Below are 17460 nucleotides of genomic sequence, written 5' to 3'. Positions count from 1 at the left end.
GATTACTGCGATGGCGGTAATATTTGTTGTTGTTAATGTTACTTGGTATTCATCTTACCTGTACCGACGGTATGATGGAAAGAGAATGTACCAGCGAATAAAGAATAATAGGAAGATTTATGTTTACGATACTTATTATAGGACATTAAACTCCGCTATGTATGTAAGCAATGATAAAGATACGAACAGACTAATTGAATTTTATTCGAGATCGGAAAAACAAGATAGAGGAGCCGTAATCAATTTCCCAATTAAATATTTGTCATTTAGTTATCCAGTTTATTTAATTGATAATTATGCATTAGATAACAATTCTCGTGTTATGGAAGTAATTGATATTGACACAGTGGCTGACAGTTATTCCTATCGGAGAGGATTTATTTACAAAGGTACAGCACATGTTGAGGCACCAAGTGATAGCTTATTGATTGAGTATGATAAATTTGTCAAATCAAGAGATACAGTAGAATTTCCTTCTTGGCGGAATCATTAGCTTTCATAGAGAAGTAGAAAGGGACGAGAAGCAGAGTGGGAACCTGATGAAAGGGATATTATAAATGAGAAAAGAGTAACTATGATTAGCAAAAAAGGTATTATTGTTGCGACAGCCATTTTTTCAGTATTGGGGATAATGTTGTTAACTAATGGGTGGAGGGAAAAGAATTTTCAAAAAAATGCTCATTTAACTGCAGGCGAGGTAACAGGTTATTATATTGGGACTAGAGGTAGTGGTGTTGTTTTGCAATATAAATATGAAGTTAATGGTACTTCCTACTATGGGGGGCTTTTATACTATAGAATAGTAGCAGGAGATATAAGCTTTTTCTTAAATCATAAGTATCCTTTATTATACTCTTCAAAGGATCCTGGTACAAGTCGGTTGTTGATTTTCCCGGATAGTTTTGAAAAGAATGGGATATCTTTTCCAGATAGCCTTAACTGGGTGCTAAAGCACATTTATTGACGGTAATAAAACGAGAAAATCATTTTTTTAGCCAAATGCAAAGAAATCGAAATTTTTGAAGTATTAATATTACTACAATAATGGCTAACAAATTTGTATCAAGAAAGCCCTAACAACATCCTTTTTACTATGAAATATTTTTTTGTATCATTTTTTTTCTATTCATTGGTTCATTTTGTTACGCCCAACAAGTTTACCAGATTAAGGCAGACAGTGTATGTATATATAACACCTGTGATACTGCTGAATCCAGGAGATGAATGGGCAAGTAAAAACATTGAAGGAAGAAGTGAAAATGCTCAGGAAACAATTGAAAGATACCAGGAAATAGCGATTAACGCGAATGGAAAGGAACATCCATTAATAAAATAAAACGAAAGTCCTAACACCCCATACTATGAGATCATTTTTTAGTATTATTTTTTTACTATTCATCGGTACGTTTTGCCATGCCCAGCACGTGTACCAGATTAAAGCCGACAGCGTACGTATCTACAATACCTGCGACACCGCCGAATTAATTCTTGAAAACCGTACTCAAAAGGTACCAGGTTTTTTATTCAACAAAGGCAATGGTAGAACTGAGTTTCAGAAACTGAGATTCACTTCGCCAGGATTAGGTCTGCTGGCGATTCAAGGGCAGGATACGATTAACCTGTCTAATGTGCTGTCCCCATGGACAGATACCCGTTATGATTTGTTATCAACTAATTTTGCAACGCTTTCTGCAACAGATACGATGCGTTGGGAACAGTGGTATACCAATAAACCTATTGGTTATTTCGCTTATAGTGCACCGGATATGCCGGTACTTTCGGCGCAGGCATTCAATGGCTCCGGATCAAATACCTATTACAACGGCCTGGTGGTAAAAACTGCTACTACTGGATTCGATTTCGCTGTTAACTGGAATGGGGAGTTGCAAGGGCCTAATGGTGCTTTTATACGCACAAAGGATGATACGCAAACAAAGTGGAGCCAGTGGAGGGAGCTGTTATTTAAGGATTATGCTGATAAGGCGTATGTTCTTAACCAAAAGGTAGCTGCGCAGGCAGCCAATTTATGGATTAGTGGGGCCGCGAAAGTTGGCGATAGTGTCGTACTGACGAGGTATAAAAATAACGCGGCTGGAGACAGTGTGCTAACAACTGATGCGGCTGGTAACCTGAAATTGAAATTAATGACAGTGGGAGGTGGTTCGCTACAGGATGTCACTACAGTAGGTAATCGAACATCGAACGAAATGCTGATTACAGGTAACGCGTTGTCAAACACTGATAAAGGGCTACACTTATCTTTCAATCCCGTTACTAATAGTTCAAAGATCATAAATGTTGATGTAAACGGTAATCCCAATACGACCTTGATCAATATGGATCTTCATAATCTTGAGTTTTTTACGCAAACCGGATACCGGATATTAGGTCTTAATGATCAGCAATCAGCAGGGTTGGCAGGAGCTAATTTCAATTGCCGGGTAAGAGGTGAAAGTGCATTACTCAATAATGAATTTCCAATATTGGGTCAGATGATAGATAGTATAAATGCCCATACAAAGGATGTCGCACCCGGTAATATTCCTTTATCTACCGTATTATTGAATGGAAGCCAAGCCAACAACAATATTAATTTGGGGGCTTCTGGTCAAACCACACAATACGGACTGAATGTAACCAGGACAATAGGTGGAACTGACTATAAGGCCACCTATGCAATCAATGCTGCGGGATCAGCGTATATGGGAGTTGCATCCGGCACATCAACGAGAGTTATAGATGTTCCGGCAGCATTGACCTATGCGAGGTATTCATTAGATGGAGGAAATACCTACTATCAAATATGGGATGCTAATGCGCACCCGGCGGGAAACGCAGTTGATCCCACTTTAACAGGTGCAAATGTGTTGTCACGTTTATTTGTAAATAGTGCCGGACATATCACTGGAGCCGCTACCAGGGCTTTACTCGCGTCAGATATTTCCGCAGCCCCTGCTGCCGGATCCTGGAATTACATTCAGAATCAAGAAACGGTTGCACAGTCAGGAGCAAGCTTTTGGATTGCCGGAGGGGCAACCGCTGGTACTTTTAGATCAACAGCATCAATTGGGCTGGCTGATCTCGTGATATATAACGGAAGAGGAATCGGACAGCCCAATACAAGGTGGACCATCCATAAAAGTATTACGGAAACGGGCACCGGAAACGTAGGAAGTAATTTTAATATTGCACGATATGCGGATAACGGTGGGCAGATCGACGTCCCACTAAGCATTAACAGGTCAACTGGAGAGGTAACATTAGGCATAATTAACAATGAGGCAACAGATGTAGATAAATTCCTGGTATCAAATGGTGGAGTACTCAGATATAGAACTGGTGCACAAACATTACTAGATATAGGCGCTGCGCCACTATCCGGAGCGGGCAACTACATACAAAATGGTACTACTGCGCAAACAGCGAACTTTAATATTACAGGTAATGGCACATTTGGTAGTATGGCCTCTTTTGCCGGAGGTATCCAGTTAACTAACGGTACATCCAATTTGATCAATTATAGCAATTTTGGGGTAGTGGCGCCTACTTTTACCACCAGAAGTGCAGGAACTAAACTCGTTTATTATTCTACGTTATCTACCGCTGCTGTAGATTATGCCACCGGAGTGGAAACTTCACATATCTGGAACTCTGTTCCAATAAATAGTAATACGGTTGGATTTAAATGGTATGGAGGAACAACCCCCGTTGCCAGATTGGATGGTTTGGGCAGCTTGGAATTGGTTGGTCAGGGAAGGTTTAAAGGCTGGTATACTGCGAATGGTACCGGCCCTGCGGCAGAACTTGGCTTTAGCGGTGGCATAGCTGCGCTATATGGTTTTGACAGAACAGCAGGCGCTTATACGCCATTGAGGTTGGGAGGTGGTAACACGGCTACCGGGAGGTATTTTGATATTGACGGAACAGGTTATAAATTCACGAATCTACCCAATACTAAGATGTTAGCGACGGATGCTCTTGGATATGTAATAGATAACTCGGGCGCTTTTATTCAAAATGGAACCAGTGTACAAGCATCTTCTAATTTCAATATCAGCGGAGCAGGCGTTATTGGTACCGCATTAAATGTAGGAGGACAAACTACTTTAAATACCGTAAGTGTTTCCGGCACTACAAATATGACCGGAGCATTGACTGCATCAGGAGGAATTAGCACTACCGCCATAAAGATGAAAGAAGGCACCGCCAACGCTACTATGGGAGTGGCCAGTTTCGGCAGTGGGGTAATATCTGTGACAGTTAATACAACAGCCGTTACCGCAAATAGTAGGATATTTCTAACACCAGTTGTTACCGCTGCATCTCCTATTGCAGGAATGACAGCTCCTTGCCTGGGGCCCAGGGTAGCAGGAACCAGCTTTACCATTTTTTGGACGAAAGAGGCGGTATCTTCGAGTGGCTCCGTAGAGTGGATGATCGTGGAACCTTATTAATCTGAGCATATCAAAAGGCATGAATTAAACAAGAAAAGGGATACTTCATAGTATTCCCTTTCTTGTTCTTGTATTAACCGCTGATTCCTACCTATACCTTATCTCAAAAAAACTAAACACCGCCTCCTCTTTCTCCGTCCCCATAAAACTCAACCCCGGCCTTGGGCTTCTGTCCCATGGTGGCAGGAAGCTGATAGTGTAAGGCTGCTTCCCGGGAGTAAGCTCTTCCCAGTCCTGCTGTTGTTTCCAGTACACCCGGCAGGTGAAATCGGGAAATACCGACAGCTTCAGGTATACTGATGAATTTGTGTCGGTGATTGATTGTTCATTAAGCACCCTGCGTTTCCCATCTTTCGATATCCAAAATATTGCTTTATTACCGCTGACAGCAATGCCAGCAGCTGCACCGGCGTCGCCATATACCACCAGGCCTTTGGCGGCGGGATTGTGATTGACTACCGCCGTGCTGATATCATAGGCAGCAGAGTAAGGGCGAAGAGTGAGTGCAATACCGGAAGGATTTTGTGCACTATATTTCCCTGATAAATGCAATATCCCGTTGTTGTAACGGTACAGCGGTTGCATATTCCTGAAATCCCACTGCCAGAAGATGTCGTTGTTGACGTGGGCAAAATCATAATGGTATACTGTAAGGGGCGGTTGGTTCTCCAGCGCGGTAGACGAGCTGAATACAGGCCACTGATCCGCATTCCATGACAGGGCGGATATAAGCCCTTCCCTTCCTGTGAAAACATTGCTCTGCTTATTATAGGCGTGGTAAAGGTAGAAGGTAGCGCCTTGTGTATCTTGTACGAAAGTACCGTGACCGGGGCATTTCCAGTTGCCTCCATCGGTCAGCACCGGGTTGTTGCGATAGTCAGTATAAGGCCCGGTGATGGTAGTGGAACGGGCTACATTTACATGGTAGCTGCAATCAGCGCCGCAACAGGCGCCGGCGGAATAAAAAAGATAGTAAAAGTTACCTTTCTTCAGGATACTCTGTCCTTCCATTCCTTTTCCCTCGTTGTCTTTGAGCAGGGTAAACGGTTGGCCCACCAGGGAAAGCCCGTCGGGGGCGAGTTTGCTGCCTAGTATTTCAATGGGGCGTTTGTCGAGCCCATAGGCTTTCCAGGTAATGTACAGCTGCCCGTTGTCATCGAATACAAAAGCGTCGATGGCTTCCCTGCCGTATTCGATAAGTATACCATGGTCTTTGAAACCATGATCGGGGTGAGCAGAAGTGGCTACGCCGATGCAGGATACGCCATCGCTCTTTCTCCGGGCGGTATAATAAACGAAGTAGGTATTATGGTGATAGAAATATTCAGGCGCCCAGAAAGAACCTACAGTCCAGGCAGGCGCCTGATCAAACAGGAATCCTGTTTGTTTCCATTGCCGCAGATTCAAGGAACGGAATATCGGGAATTGCGGCCCCCATTCACTGGAAGTGCCAATAGCATAGTATTGGTTGCCTTGCCGGAGGATAGAGGGATCTGCGAAGTCGCCCGGAATATTGGCTGAGCGTTCCTGCGCCAGGAGCGGGATAATGCCGGAGAGCATCAGCGCGAAAATGATAACGATAGATTTCATCTTTGCCGGAAATTTTAGCTGCGTAACGGTTTTTGTGCCATTGCGCGAAACGGCAAAAATAACAGTTCATCGGTATCCCCGGTGGCGTTAACATCTCATAAATTCACTGAATCATCTCACTATAGCACCATGCCACCGGCAACCTCTATACGTTGGCCGTTTACCCACCGGTTTTCCTCGCCTAGCAGGGAGGCGATCATAGGGCCTATGTCATCCGGCTCTCCTGCGCGGCCAAGGGCGGTCATACTGGCTACCATCCTGTTTACTTCGGGGTTATCTCTTACCACCCCTCCACTGAAATCGGTTTGTATGGCGCCTGGCGCTACGGTGTTGACAGTAATACGCCGTGGTCCCAGCTCTTTGGCGAGGTAACGGGTCAGTACTTCGATGGCTCCTTTCAGGGAGGCATAGGGGCCACTTTCCGGTACGCTCACGCGGGTTAAACCGGAAGAAATGTTTACAATGCTACCCCCATCTGCCAGTAGTGGCAACAGCTTTTGTGTGAGGAAAAATACACCTTTGAAGTTGACCTGGTATAACAGGTCCAGTTCCGCTTCTGTTGTTTGTGCAATGGAGTTGTGATGAGAAATACCGGCGTTGTTGACCAGGTAGTTGATGTTTTCCCATCCATAGGTTGTCAACACCGTTTTTACACGGCTTACAAAAGTGTCAAAGGAGGCGGTGTCGCCGGTGTTAAGTGGAAGGGCCACGGCGGTAGCGCCTTCTTTGGACACCATAGCTACTGTTTTATCCGCTGCTGCTTTATTGGCATGATACGTAAAAATGGAAGAAATGCCTTTTTTTGCTAAATGAATAACGGTATTGCTGCCCAGTCCTCTGCTGCCACCTGTTACCAACGCTATTTTGTTTGATGCCATGATCGTAGTTTATTTTGATGAACAAAGGTAGACTGTGGATCAGGAACCGGTTTACGGATATCAAACCAATATTTGCAAAAATCAAAACAGTTTATGCTGCCCTGAATTGCTGGGGCGACAACTGTGTATATTTTTTAAAGAAATTGGAGAAATGGGCCACCTCATCGAAGCCAAGACACCAGGCTATTTCAGAGATATTCCAGGTAGTATGTTTCAGTAATATTTTGGCTTCCTCCAGGATACGCGTGGCGATCACGGCGGATGTAGTCTGCCCCCTGGTTTCCTTCAGGGCTTTATTGAGATAGTTAACATGAATAGAAAGCCGGTCTGCATAGCCTTTGGGCGATGTAAGCTCTATTTGCTGGCGTATATCCGTCAACGGAAACTGTCTTTCCAGCAGTTCAATAAACAACAGGGTAATACGCTCCGCGGCGTTATGATGCGACAATAGGGGCGGAGCAGGGTGTAGCTTTTGGCCCAACAAAATAAGTTCCATCAGGTAAGCCCTGATCAAATCATATTTGTAAGCATAAGAGGATGCCAGCTCTTGCTGCATATGTGTAAAAATACGCTGTATATCTGCTACCTCGCGATCGCCTATTTCAAAGACGGGATAGGCGCCGGGACTAAAGATGGGCAAGGCATCCAGGAATAATCCGGTTTGCCGGGGGGACAGAAAATCTGCCGTAAATACGCAGAAGTAGCCCGATTGATCGGGCGCCTCCGGCACCCACCGGTAAGGTATTTTGGGCGTGGCAAAGAGCAAGGCATTGGTACTCACCTTGATCACCCGGTCTGCATATTCTACCATGTTTTTTCCCTGTATCAGGCTAATCTTATAATAGGTACGCCGGTTATAGGGCATGATCTTATCTGTACGGTAGCGTTGCAGCGTTTCGGAAATATTAAAAATGTTGAAATGCGTAGACTCTCCAGCAGCAACAAGTGATTGCTCATCCTGGTCGGCATAAAAATCTTTCAGCGCCCTTGGTTGCTCTTTCGCCATCCGTTATCGGTTTACGTAGTCTTTACCCCATGTTCTCATAGCATCAATAATAGGCAACAGGGTTTTGCCCAGGTCGGTCATCTTGTATTCCACACGGGGCGGTGTTTCTGCAAACACTATCCTTTCAATAACGCCATCTGCTTCCAGCTCCCGCAATTGATTGGTCAGCGTTTGTTTACTGGCCTCCGGCATGGCTTTTTGCATTAAGCTGTACCGGTTGGTATCATTACGGATGAGATGTATAATCACCGGCTTCCATTTGCCACCAATGATGTTCATACAGTAGGTCACCGCGCAGTTGGTCGGGTTAAAGTACCTGTTCTTTCTAACACTTGCCTTCGTCATTAGTCTAAAATTTTAGCCTAAGCCCATAAAGCCGGACTATTGGGCTCATTTAACCGAAAAGAGGGTATTTGCGACAAATTTACTAAATGCTATGCTACTACTCACAATGAATCATCCGGCCGGATTTACTGCCTTCAGATCAGGGAAAATGGAAATTTTTTCCGTTACAGACGGGGACGTCATATACGAAGACCGCTGTTTTGCACCGGGTTTTCCGCGGGCGTTATTGGGCAATAACCTCCGTCATTTTATCTTACCACATAATATCCTGGTACTTCGTTTCAACAACCGGGTGGTGATGTTTGATGCGGGAAATGGAGATTACACTGCTCCCGAAGCCGGCCTGCTCCGGTATTATTTACATGCCGCCGGCATTACCCCCGAATCTATTACGGATATTATATTGACCCATGCACATCCCGATCATATCAATGGGCTCGTAGGTATCGGAGAGCGACTGATGTTTCCGGATGCCCGCATACATTTATCACAGGCCGAATATGATTTCTGGATGTCAGACAGTCCCGATTTTTCAAAGAGTAAAAATGCCCCCGCGGCGTTGCTGCAAATGCAGCAGCATATCAAAGGCATATTAGCGTTACTGAACAGCCGGTTGCAGTTGTTTAATAGCACTGATGCCCTGTTGGAAGGAATACAACCCATCGCCGCAGCGGGGCATACACCCGGGCATACCTTGTTTGCCATTAACACCGGCGAAGAACAGTTTATTCATATGGCGGATACCTGCCACGAGGATGAGTTGTTGTTTCGTCATCCGGAGTGGGGAACTATTTTCGATATCGATTTTGAACAGGCGGCCCGGGCACGCCAGGCCACGTTGCGGGAGCTGGCTAATAAGGGGCAGCTGGTATTTGGTTATCATTTACCGGCGCCAGGGTTTGGGAAGGTGATACAAGCAGGCGACGGATTTGTATGGAAACCACAGTAAAAAACAGGCGCCCGTCGGGCGCCTGTAATCAACTCTTTATTTCGTCAGCACCTCAATAGTGCCGCCTTGCTTAAACAAGTCGTGCGATACAAAGTATCCTTTCAACGCCTTTCCGTTTACTTTGATGGCTTTCAGGTTTCTGCCGGCACCGGGTTTGCAGATAGTGAGCTGTTTCCCGTTACTCGTCGTCCAGCTTATTTCATCAAACACCGGTACGGTAACCAGGTACTTAGGATCGGTAGCAGAAAATGGATACAGACCCAGGGCGCTGAACACATACCACGACGACATTTCCCCGGCATCATCCATTCCGCAGAGCGCCAGTCCGTCGTCGCCAATGCCATATAAATGACCCAGTATATAATCAATCATCTTTTGTGATTTCTCCGGCTTATTGATGAAATAATAGGCAAAAGGCGCTTCGTGGTCCGGCTGGTTGCCATGACAATACTGCCCTACCATGGTCTCTACATTGCGTGCAATGTAGGAAGGATTCCAGGGTACGGTGAACAGCGAATCCAGCTTGGCTTCAAAGGGCTTAGGGCCGCCGTAGAGGTCCACCAGGCCCTTCATGTCGTGTGGCGCATAAAAAGATACCTGCCAGGCATTGGCTTCCCTGAACATATACTCGTAGTAAGGATATTGCGGGTTGAACGGCGCGATCCAGTCGCCATTGTCCAGCCGTCCTCTCATAAACCGGATGCTGCGGTCAAATACATTCCGGTAATTTTTAGAGCGCGCCATCAGGATACGGTAATTGGCTGTATCACCGAGTCGCTGTGCCAGCTGGGCCAGTGAATAGTCGTCGTACGCATACTCCAGGGTTTTAGATACACCGGCTTTCCCTTTCGTTTCCACATGGGGATTTTTAACGTCCGGATCAGAAATATAACCCTTCTGGATATACTCTGTAATAAAAGGGCGGGTACCGCCTGCTATGTTGGCATTCCTCAGCAGCAGCTGGTAGGTTCCGCGTACATCAAAATTGTCGATTCCTCTCAGGTAGGCGCCAGTAATGGAAGACGCGGCATGGTCGCCATGGAAAAAGGTGGGAATAAAACCTGTTTTGTCGCCGATGTCCTTCATCGATTTAATGACATCCAGTGTTACCTGTGGAGAAATTAATCCTAATAGCACATCTTTGTTGCGATAGGTATCCCAGAGCGAGGGCACTGTATAATAGCGGAAGTCTGCTTTGATCACCTGGTGTTTGGCATCTGTGTACTCACCGTTTACATCACTGCGTAATACTGGCCACAGCAGGGATCTGTACAGGGAAGAATAAAACAGCTGCCTTTCTTTTTCGGTACCGCCTTTCACCTGTATTTTCGATAGGGTACTTTCCCAGGTATCATGAGCGGCGGCACGTATAGCGTCAAAAGATTGATTCCCGATTTCCTGCGCCAGGTTTTCTTTGGCGTTGGCAGTGCTGACAAACGACAAGGCAATTTTTACTTCTACCGGTCCTTTATTATTGTCGCTGATATGCAATAGGGCGTAAGTAGACTGCTTGTCGAGCCGGGAAATATCATTATTTAGTGTGGCGTAGAAATAAATCTTTCCTTCTCCCACTTCCTGGTAACCTTGTATGGCACGGTTGCCGTCCTGTTCAATCGTCCAGCTGCTTACCCTGTTGTTGGCTTTGGCCAGGTCGAACAATATCTGCCGGTCGGTGGATTGCTCATATTCGTAGCGGTGATAGCCGCATCGCAGCGTGCTGGTCAGGCTTACATTAACTTTATAGTCTTCCAGGTATACCTGGTAGAAGCCAGGAGAAGCGCTTTCTTTCTGATGAGAGAAGTGAGAGCCGAATTTTTCACCGGGGTTGGATACCGGCAGCAGGGGAATATTGCACAGGTTCCAATGTCCCTTGTTGGTGTGGGTAAATCCGTAGATAGTATTGTCTTCATATTCATAGCCCGCCCCGGAGCCATATTCCGTAATGGGACTCAACTGCACCATGGCATTAGGGAGCGAGCTGCCGGGAAATACCAACCCTGCCCAAGATCTCCAGCCTTTCGGCAATTCATATCCCAGTATTTTAGGATCAGTTAAAGGAGCGGTACCAATAAATGGGTTCACATATTTGGTGTAGTCTGTGTGGGATTGGCTATTTGCGGTGCCTGCGCTAATGGTGGCAAGCAGGGCAATCAGCCATACCATGAAGGAATGCTTATGCTTGTGTTTCATATCTGATGGAATAGTTAATAACGGGCAGTAAAGTATACATTCAAAAGCAAAAATGCCAGTATTTTATATGAAGGGTTTACAACAGTGATATTTTGCGTGTACAATCGACAGCCATCATGGTGTAATTATTGAGTAGCTGACAGGTAAGGATATTATAGCTGTCATGATAAAAAAAGGTAAAACATACATCGGTACTTCCGGCTGGCACTACCAGCATTGGAAAGGAAATTTTTATCCGGAAGAGATAGCAGACAGCGCGGAGCTGGCTTATTATACGAAGCACTTCGCGACGGTGGAGTTGAATAATTCCTTTTACCATCTACCTCCCGCCGAAACATTTAGTAACTGGAGAAAGAAAACGCCTGCAGGATTCATCTTTGCGGTCAAGGGAAGCAGGTATATCACGCATTTAAAAAAGCTGCATGTCGATAGGGAGGCAGTAAATACCTTCCTCTCCAACGCAGGTAACCTGGAAGAAAAGATGGGGCCTATATTATGGCAGTTTCCGCCAAGGTGGAGGATAAACACGGAGCGGCTGTCGGCCTTCCTGGAATTGTTGCCGCCTAAGTTTCGCTACACATTTGAGTTCAGGGATCATACCTGGTATGATACGGCGGTGTACGAACTATTAAAGCAATATAACTGTGCTTTCTGTATATACCAGTTGAATGGACATTTGTCGCCCATCACCATAACGGCCAACTGGGTATATATTCGTTTACACGGCCCCGGTGCCAAATACCAGGGTAGTTACCGGTTGCCGACGTTACGGAAATGGGCGAAGCAATGTGAAGACTGGAATAATGAAGGCAGAGATGTTTATTGCTATTTTGATAATGATCAATCCGGTTATGCAGCTGCCAATGCCGCAAAAATGAAACAGCTGATGGAATAGCAAGGCTCCTGTTTGCTATAAATAATATTCGTATATAGGTAATCGTTATAATTGATGAGATTTTTGTAAGCAAATTGAACAATTGACCCTGGTTGAGTTGTTTACTTTATTTACGATTACTTGTGTACCATTAAAAGTTGTAGCCCATGGAGGAACATTTCGACGTATTGTTGGTAGATGATGATATAGATGATCTTGATCTTACGTCTGCTATTATTCAAAGTTTGTGCCCGGCTATAATAGTGCATACCCTCACAAATGGAATGGAGGCCTTAGCCTGTCTGGAGCGATTGCCAGACGACACGCTGCCGGATTTGCTGCTAATAGATTTCAATATGCCCTTGCTGACAGGCGCAGAAGTATTGGAGCGACTGGCGAAGGAAGAGCGGTACGACCGTCTGTTTAAAATCGTGTTGAGCACAGGGGGAGTCATACTGAAATAAAACGCTGTATGAAAGCTGGCGCCACCGGGTATTTCGTTAAAGGTTGCAGCCTGGAGGAGAGTATACTTACTGTCAGCAATATCCTGCTCCTGTGCGGGAAAAGCTATGATCAGTATAAGCCCCGCCTGGCGAATCTCTGCCGGCAGACGGGGCTGTAACATTCTTACAAAGTATCGATCCAGGATTTTACTTCTTCTTTTGTTTTTCCTGTTTTCTGTTGCAGACGGCCTAATAGCTCATCTTCTTTTCCTTCAACATAGAGCAGGTCATCATCCGTTAGATCTGCATATTGTTGTTTTATTTTTCCTTTAAGCTCATTCCAGTTGCCTTTTAATCTTAATGATAGGCTGTTGTTTTCCTGTGTCATGGTTAAATATTTTGATGATGAGATAATGGCGGAGTATCTCAAATAATAAACCAACCGGGAAACTGCCCTCGCGGGAAGCGTTTCTCAATTATCTTATGTATGTGCTCGTAGAATTATATCAGCACTTGTTGGTAGTAACGCTACGTTATGGCGCACTGTGGCATGGCTGTAATGGCCGCTGGCCGGAGGCATGAACTTTGGATATCGCTCTGTATTACATAACCATTTTAAATGCTGTTTTCCCGATAACAAAGAAATATATGTCGAAGAAATCCATTTTTGTAACAATAGAGTCGCCTAAAGGCAGCCGTGAGAAGTTTGATTATGACCCAAAAAATAACCGCTTCCTGTTAAAGAAAATACTGCCGATGGGAATGTTTTTTCCGTTTGACTACGGTTTTATCCCCGGCACACGAGGCGAAGACGGTGATCCGCTCGACGCTTTTGTGCTATCAGATGTAAAAACATTTCCCGGCTGCGTAATAGAATGTAAGCTCCTGGGCGCTATCAAGGCTGAGCAACGGGAGCGGGATGGAACGGTAGTCAGAAATGACCGCTACCTATTCACACCAGTGGTCAACGGGCATAAAAGAAATCCTTTCGATGGCGTGGGACTGGAGCAGGATGAGCTTAAAGAACTCGTGGATTTTTTTGTTAACTACAACGAGATAGATGGAAAGAAATTTCGCTTCATCGCGTTTGTAGACGCTAAAGAGGCTTTACGTAAAATCAATAGGATAAGATGATGAACATGGTTGATACCATATTTGGAACAGGGGAGCAGCTTACGATGCTTCAAATGGGCGCCCGGTCGGCAGTAACATTTATTATCTCACTAATCTTAATACGGCTGGGTGGTACGCGTGTGATTGCGAAGCGATCCACATTTGATACGATTATCATCATTTCTATGGGCTCTGTGCTCGCCAGGGGAATCGTAGGGGCCTCTCCCTATTTTTCCACTGTTGTTGCCGCCACCGTAATGGTATTGATCAGCAGGATATTAGCCTGGATGGTGGCCAAGAGTACGCTGATAGCCGGATGGGTATGTGGAAAACCTTTACTGCTGTACGACAATGGCCAGGTGCTTTGGGAAAACATGAGGGTAGCTTCTTTAAGCCTGGAAGATTTGAAAGAGAGCCTGAGGCTAGAGACCAAGAGCGAAAAATTGGACAACATCAGACAGGCATTTTTAGAAACAAATGGTAGGATCAGCTTCATACTGGCATCTGATAAGTGACGAATGCAAGCTTGTTTATAATTCAAGATTGAAAATAGAATGACCATGAAAATATTTGAAAATCCTCACAACAAGTACGCTGCTCCTCCATTTCCGCGGCAGCATCAGCCGGTACCTGGTACAGATGCCGTCATGAAGCCGTTGGCTGACCATGGTATAGACAGCTATATTGGCTCAGGGCGGCTGGCAGGTGCCAAGGCTATTATTACCGGCGGTGATTCAGGAATAGGTCGCGCCATCGCTATCGCCTACGCCCGGGAAGGCGCCGACGTAATGATCAGTTATGGATACGATTTTGAAGAACTCGATGCCAGGCAAACGGCGCAGTGGGTGGAAGATGCAGGGCAGAGGGCTATTTTATCGAAGGGAGATGTCCGTGATGAAAAATACTGTAGTCAGTTAATCGACCAGGCGGTACAGGAGTTCGGGCAAATTGATATACTCGTAAATAATGCTGCCTTCCAGATGGCGCATAAAACCCTGGAAGAAATTACTGCAGAGGAATGGGACCGGACTTTCGATACCAACATCCGCAGTATGTTTCTGCTTTGCCAGCTGGCGGTACCGCATATGTGGCCCGGCAGCTCCATTATCAATACGGCCTCTGTAAACTCTTATCATCCTAATGCAGTATTGCTCGATTACGCCGCCACCAAAGGCGCCATCCAGAACTTTACGGCTAACCTAGCCCAAATGCTGCTGGAGCAAGGGAAAGGCATCCGCGTAAATGCCGTAGCACCGGGGCCGGTATGGACGCCCCTGATACCATCCACCATGCCGGAGCCAGAGAACTTTGGCAGCGAAAGTCCTATGAAACGGCCTGCCCAGCCGGCAGAGATTGCGCCAGCATATGTATTCCTGGCATCTGAAGAGGCTAGCTATATCGCCGGCGCTACTCTTCCGATAACCGGGGGAAAGGTAGCTATGTAGGATAACCGGAATAAATGATAACGAAAACGCCTATATGAAAAAAGAAACGGATTTGCAGAACTACCAGATAGCAGCGTTTGCGCTGAATGCCAGTTACGACAGCATCAGGAAAGCAGATATCGCACAACTCAAACGTCACCTGCTGGACGCTTTAGGTTCCTTTTTCTTCGCTACCAGCAGGGTAACGTTGTATAAGCTGGTACGGCAACTACGGGTGTTATCGGATGGAGGAGGAGATTGTGTTTCTCCCTACGGCTTTCACCTGGCAGCCGACAGAGCCGCCCAGCTCTACACCGCGCTGATACGTGTTCCCGATTTTATGGATAATTATATCGGAAAGGAAGCTACCTGCCATCCCAGTGATAATATCGGGGGATTGTTAGCAGCCGCCCAACTGCATCCTGTCAGCGGAAGGGAGTTTCTTGCCGCAATGGCCATTGCGTACCAGGTGCAGTGCCGGCTGATTGAAGAAATTCCTGTCATGCAGAAAGGAATAGACCACACGTTACTACTGGGTTATTCGCTGACAGCAGCCCTGTCGCGCATGCTGGGCCTCACCGAAAAACAAACGGCGCATGCCCTCGGTATTACCGGATCGTCTATCAGTCCCACCGTGGTCAGCCGGGCGGCGTACACTTACGAATGGAAGGGATTTGTGTCTTCTTTTGACGCCATGAACTGCATAAACATCGTGCTGCTGGCCCGTGAGGGCCTAACGGGCCCTATTGCCATTTTCGAAGGCCCTAAAGGACTGGATGAAGTGTTTAACATGAAACTGGACTACGACTGGTCCAGGGAAGATTTCTCTTTGCTGTCTAAATGTATATTGAAGAGATATAATGCGGAAGTGCATGCACAGCCTACCCTGGAAGCGGTAGACGATTTAAGGAAACAATATGACATCAATCCGGCTACGATCGAAAGGATCGATATCCGGACTTTCCTGACGGCCTTTCATATTATTGGTTCCGGCGCCTATGGCGACCGGAAAGAGGTGTATTCCAAAGAGCAGGCAGATCACAGCCTATTTTATACAGTGGCCGCATTGCTCCTGGATAAAGAATTATATCCTGCCCAATTTGAGCCCAAGCGTATCAATAGGGACGATGTACAGCAGCTGCTGAAGAAAGTATATGCTGGTACGGGATTTAATATCCATAAGCCTGTGGAACTGGCGGCGCTGCTGGACCCCTACACCCGGGCATATCCCGGCAAATTAAAGGCAAAAGTAACGATCCATTTGCAGGGCGGACAAGTACTGGTCAAGGAAAAGGAAGATTACCACGGATTTTATACCCGCCCGTTTTCGTGGGAAGATGTAGAAAACAAGTTCAGGAAGTTAACCAACGGTATCTTATCTCGAGGCAGGCAGCAACAGGTGATAGACGTAGTACGCGACTTGGAGCACAGGGAGGCTTCAGACCTGGTAGAATTGCTCCACCTGGAAGAAAGTGTAGCAGGATAGTTGTGGTGAAGCTGTTGATCACTTATAATACGATGCGTATGCAAACGAGGAAACGTAAGGCAACAGCCGGCAGGAAGCCTGGTTATGATAGCCGGAAGCTATTTAACGGAAAACAGTATACCGGCATGCAGGTAGGCCGGAGTCATCACTGGGATTATGATGCGGGCGACTGGAAAGAAACCAAGATCACTCCGGACCTGTGGGAGATTTCTTATGCAGTAACAAAGCGACGACGCGGTAAAGCGCCCGAATATAGCGGTGTGCCGGTGGGCACCGGCTACCATTGGTACATATTGGCGCACCAGTATGTAGAAAAGCTGAATGCCAATGATTATACTACCGACATGAGAGGATTTAAGTTTAAGATAGCGCACCACCGGGCTGGGGCGCCGGGTTGGAATGTTAAGGGAGGTACCCAGCGCAAGCGGTTGATCAAGTTTCTTAAAGACGTGATTATCCAATTGGAACAGCCATCCATACCGTTAAAGTTTACCTGGCAGGGAGCGTTGTATAAAGGAGAAGCGCAACCGGTAATGGCTACCTGCGAAGCAGGCGTATGCCGGGAAGCGGAAGTAATGCTCAACGACCATTATTGGGGTGTTATTAAACGCCTTAGCAAAGGGTGGAAAATTGACCGGGTAGAAGATGATCTTTCTTCGCTGGTAGGCGAGCAGATTGATGCAGCGATGCAGAAGCAGGCTAAATAAG

Annotated in this window: 18 protein-coding genes; 12 read left to right on the top strand and 6 right to left on the bottom strand. The window is 46.1% G+C overall.

Going from position 1 to position 17460, the window contains the following annotated elements; all coding sequences use genetic code 11:
- Positions 1-157 precede the first annotated feature (157 nt).
- The 3 genes from HGH90_RS29875 to HGH90_RS31885 all read left to right on the top strand — a co-directional run bounded on the left by HGH90_RS29875 (position 158) and on the right by HGH90_RS31885 (position 4454).
- Entirely contained in the window at positions 158-493 is a 336-nt protein-coding gene (locus HGH90_RS29875; RefSeq protein ID WP_168764673.1) for a hypothetical protein, read from the top strand.
- Between the two features lie 81 nt (positions 494-574).
- Positions 575-964 (top strand): hypothetical protein, encoded by a 390-nt coding sequence (locus tag HGH90_RS29870; protein ID WP_168764672.1) that lies wholly within the window; start codon positions 575-577, stop codon positions 962-964.
- Positions 965-1361: 397 nt separating this feature from the next.
- Positions 1362-4454, top strand: a complete 3093-nt coding sequence (locus HGH90_RS31885; protein WP_248277095.1) for a beta strand repeat-containing protein — start codon at positions 1362-1364, stop codon at positions 4452-4454.
- Positions 4455-4541: 87 nt separating this feature from the next.
- Here the strand turns inward: HGH90_RS31885 and HGH90_RS29860 are convergent, their stop codons facing one another.
- The 4 genes from HGH90_RS29860 to HGH90_RS29845 all read right to left on the bottom strand — a co-directional run bounded on the left by HGH90_RS29860 (position 4542) and on the right by HGH90_RS29845 (position 8273).
- Entirely contained in the window at positions 4542-6044 is a 1503-nt protein-coding gene (locus tag HGH90_RS29860; RefSeq protein WP_168764671.1) for a glycoside hydrolase family 43 protein, read from the bottom strand.
- Between the two features lie 119 nt (positions 6045-6163).
- A complete protein-coding gene (locus HGH90_RS29855; protein WP_168764670.1) occupies positions 6164-6922 on the bottom strand; it encodes an SDR family NAD(P)-dependent oxidoreductase in 759 nt (252 codons plus the stop codon).
- Positions 6923-7013: 91 nt separating this feature from the next.
- Positions 7014-7928: a helix-turn-helix domain-containing protein gene (locus HGH90_RS29850; protein WP_168764669.1), complete on the bottom strand. Its 915-nt coding sequence runs from the start codon at positions 7926-7928 to the stop codon at positions 7014-7016.
- A 3-nt stretch (positions 7929-7931) separates the two neighbouring features.
- Entirely contained in the window at positions 7932-8273 is a 342-nt protein-coding gene (locus HGH90_RS29845) for a winged helix-turn-helix transcriptional regulator (protein ID WP_168764668.1), read from the bottom strand.
- A 91-nt stretch (positions 8274-8364) separates the two neighbouring features.
- On the opposite strand from HGH90_RS29845, the gene HGH90_RS29840 reads away from it, so the two are divergent.
- Positions 8365-9222, top strand: a complete 858-nt coding sequence (locus HGH90_RS29840; RefSeq protein WP_168764667.1) for an MBL fold metallo-hydrolase — start codon at positions 8365-8367, stop codon at positions 9220-9222.
- Between the two features lie 36 nt (positions 9223-9258).
- Here HGH90_RS29840 and HGH90_RS29835 read toward each other — a convergent pair whose 3' ends face one another.
- A complete protein-coding gene (locus tag HGH90_RS29835) occupies positions 9259-11412 on the bottom strand; it encodes a GH92 family glycosyl hydrolase (protein WP_247679884.1) in 2154 nt (717 codons plus the stop codon).
- A 163-nt stretch (positions 11413-11575) separates the two neighbouring features.
- On the opposite strand from HGH90_RS29835, the gene HGH90_RS29830 reads away from it, so the two are divergent.
- The 3 genes from HGH90_RS29830 (at position 11576) to HGH90_RS29820 (ending at position 12908) form a co-directional block, all read left to right on the top strand.
- Positions 11576-12307, top strand: coding sequence for a DUF72 domain-containing protein (locus HGH90_RS29830; RefSeq protein ID WP_169192627.1), 732 nt, complete (start codon positions 11576-11578; stop codon positions 12305-12307).
- Between the two features lie 146 nt (positions 12308-12453).
- Positions 12454-12750: a response regulator transcription factor gene (locus HGH90_RS29825; RefSeq protein ID WP_169192626.1), complete on the top strand. Its 297-nt coding sequence runs from the start codon at positions 12454-12456 to the stop codon at positions 12748-12750.
- Between the two features lie 8 nt (positions 12751-12758).
- Entirely contained in the window at positions 12759-12908 is a 150-nt protein-coding gene (locus HGH90_RS29820) for a hypothetical protein (RefSeq protein WP_169192625.1), read from the top strand.
- Between the two features lie 5 nt (positions 12909-12913).
- On the opposite strand, the gene HGH90_RS29815 is transcribed toward HGH90_RS29820, so the two are convergent.
- Positions 12914-13117, bottom strand: coding sequence for a CsbD family protein (locus tag HGH90_RS29815; protein WP_168764664.1), 204 nt, complete (start codon positions 13115-13117; stop codon positions 12914-12916).
- A gap of 260 nt (positions 13118-13377) precedes the next feature.
- Here HGH90_RS29815 and HGH90_RS29810 point away from each other — a divergent pair, with 260 nt between their 5' ends.
- The 5 genes from HGH90_RS29810 to HGH90_RS29790 are packed head-to-tail and all read left to right on the top strand — an operon-like array spanning position 13378 to position 17459.
- Entirely contained in the window at positions 13378-13863 is a 486-nt protein-coding gene (locus HGH90_RS29810) for an inorganic diphosphatase (protein WP_169192624.1), read from the top strand.
- Positions 13860-14357 (top strand): DUF421 domain-containing protein, encoded by a 498-nt coding sequence (locus HGH90_RS29805; protein ID WP_169192623.1) that lies wholly within the window; start codon positions 13860-13862, stop codon positions 14355-14357. Before HGH90_RS29810 ends, HGH90_RS29805 begins: the two co-directional genes overlap by 4 nt.
- Before the next feature lie 45 nt (positions 14358-14402).
- Positions 14403-15287, top strand: a complete 885-nt coding sequence (locus tag HGH90_RS29800; protein ID WP_248277094.1) for an SDR family oxidoreductase — start codon at positions 14403-14405, stop codon at positions 15285-15287.
- Between the two features lie 34 nt (positions 15288-15321).
- Complete coding sequence (locus HGH90_RS29795; protein ID WP_169192621.1) at positions 15322-16752, top strand: MmgE/PrpD family protein; 1431 nt, start codon at positions 15322-15324, stop codon at positions 16750-16752.
- Positions 16753-16790: 38 nt separating this feature from the next.
- A complete protein-coding gene (locus HGH90_RS29790) occupies positions 16791-17459 on the top strand; it encodes a hypothetical protein (protein ID WP_211172709.1) in 669 nt (222 codons plus the stop codon).
- Position 17460 lies beyond the last annotated feature (1 nt).

Source organism: Chitinophaga sp. Ak27, assembly GCF_012726295.1.
Classification (GTDB): domain Bacteria; phylum Bacteroidota; class Bacteroidia; order Chitinophagales; family Chitinophagaceae; genus Chitinophaga.
Note: the sequence above shows the minus strand (reverse complement) of the source record. Positions and strands in the feature narration are given on the sequence as shown.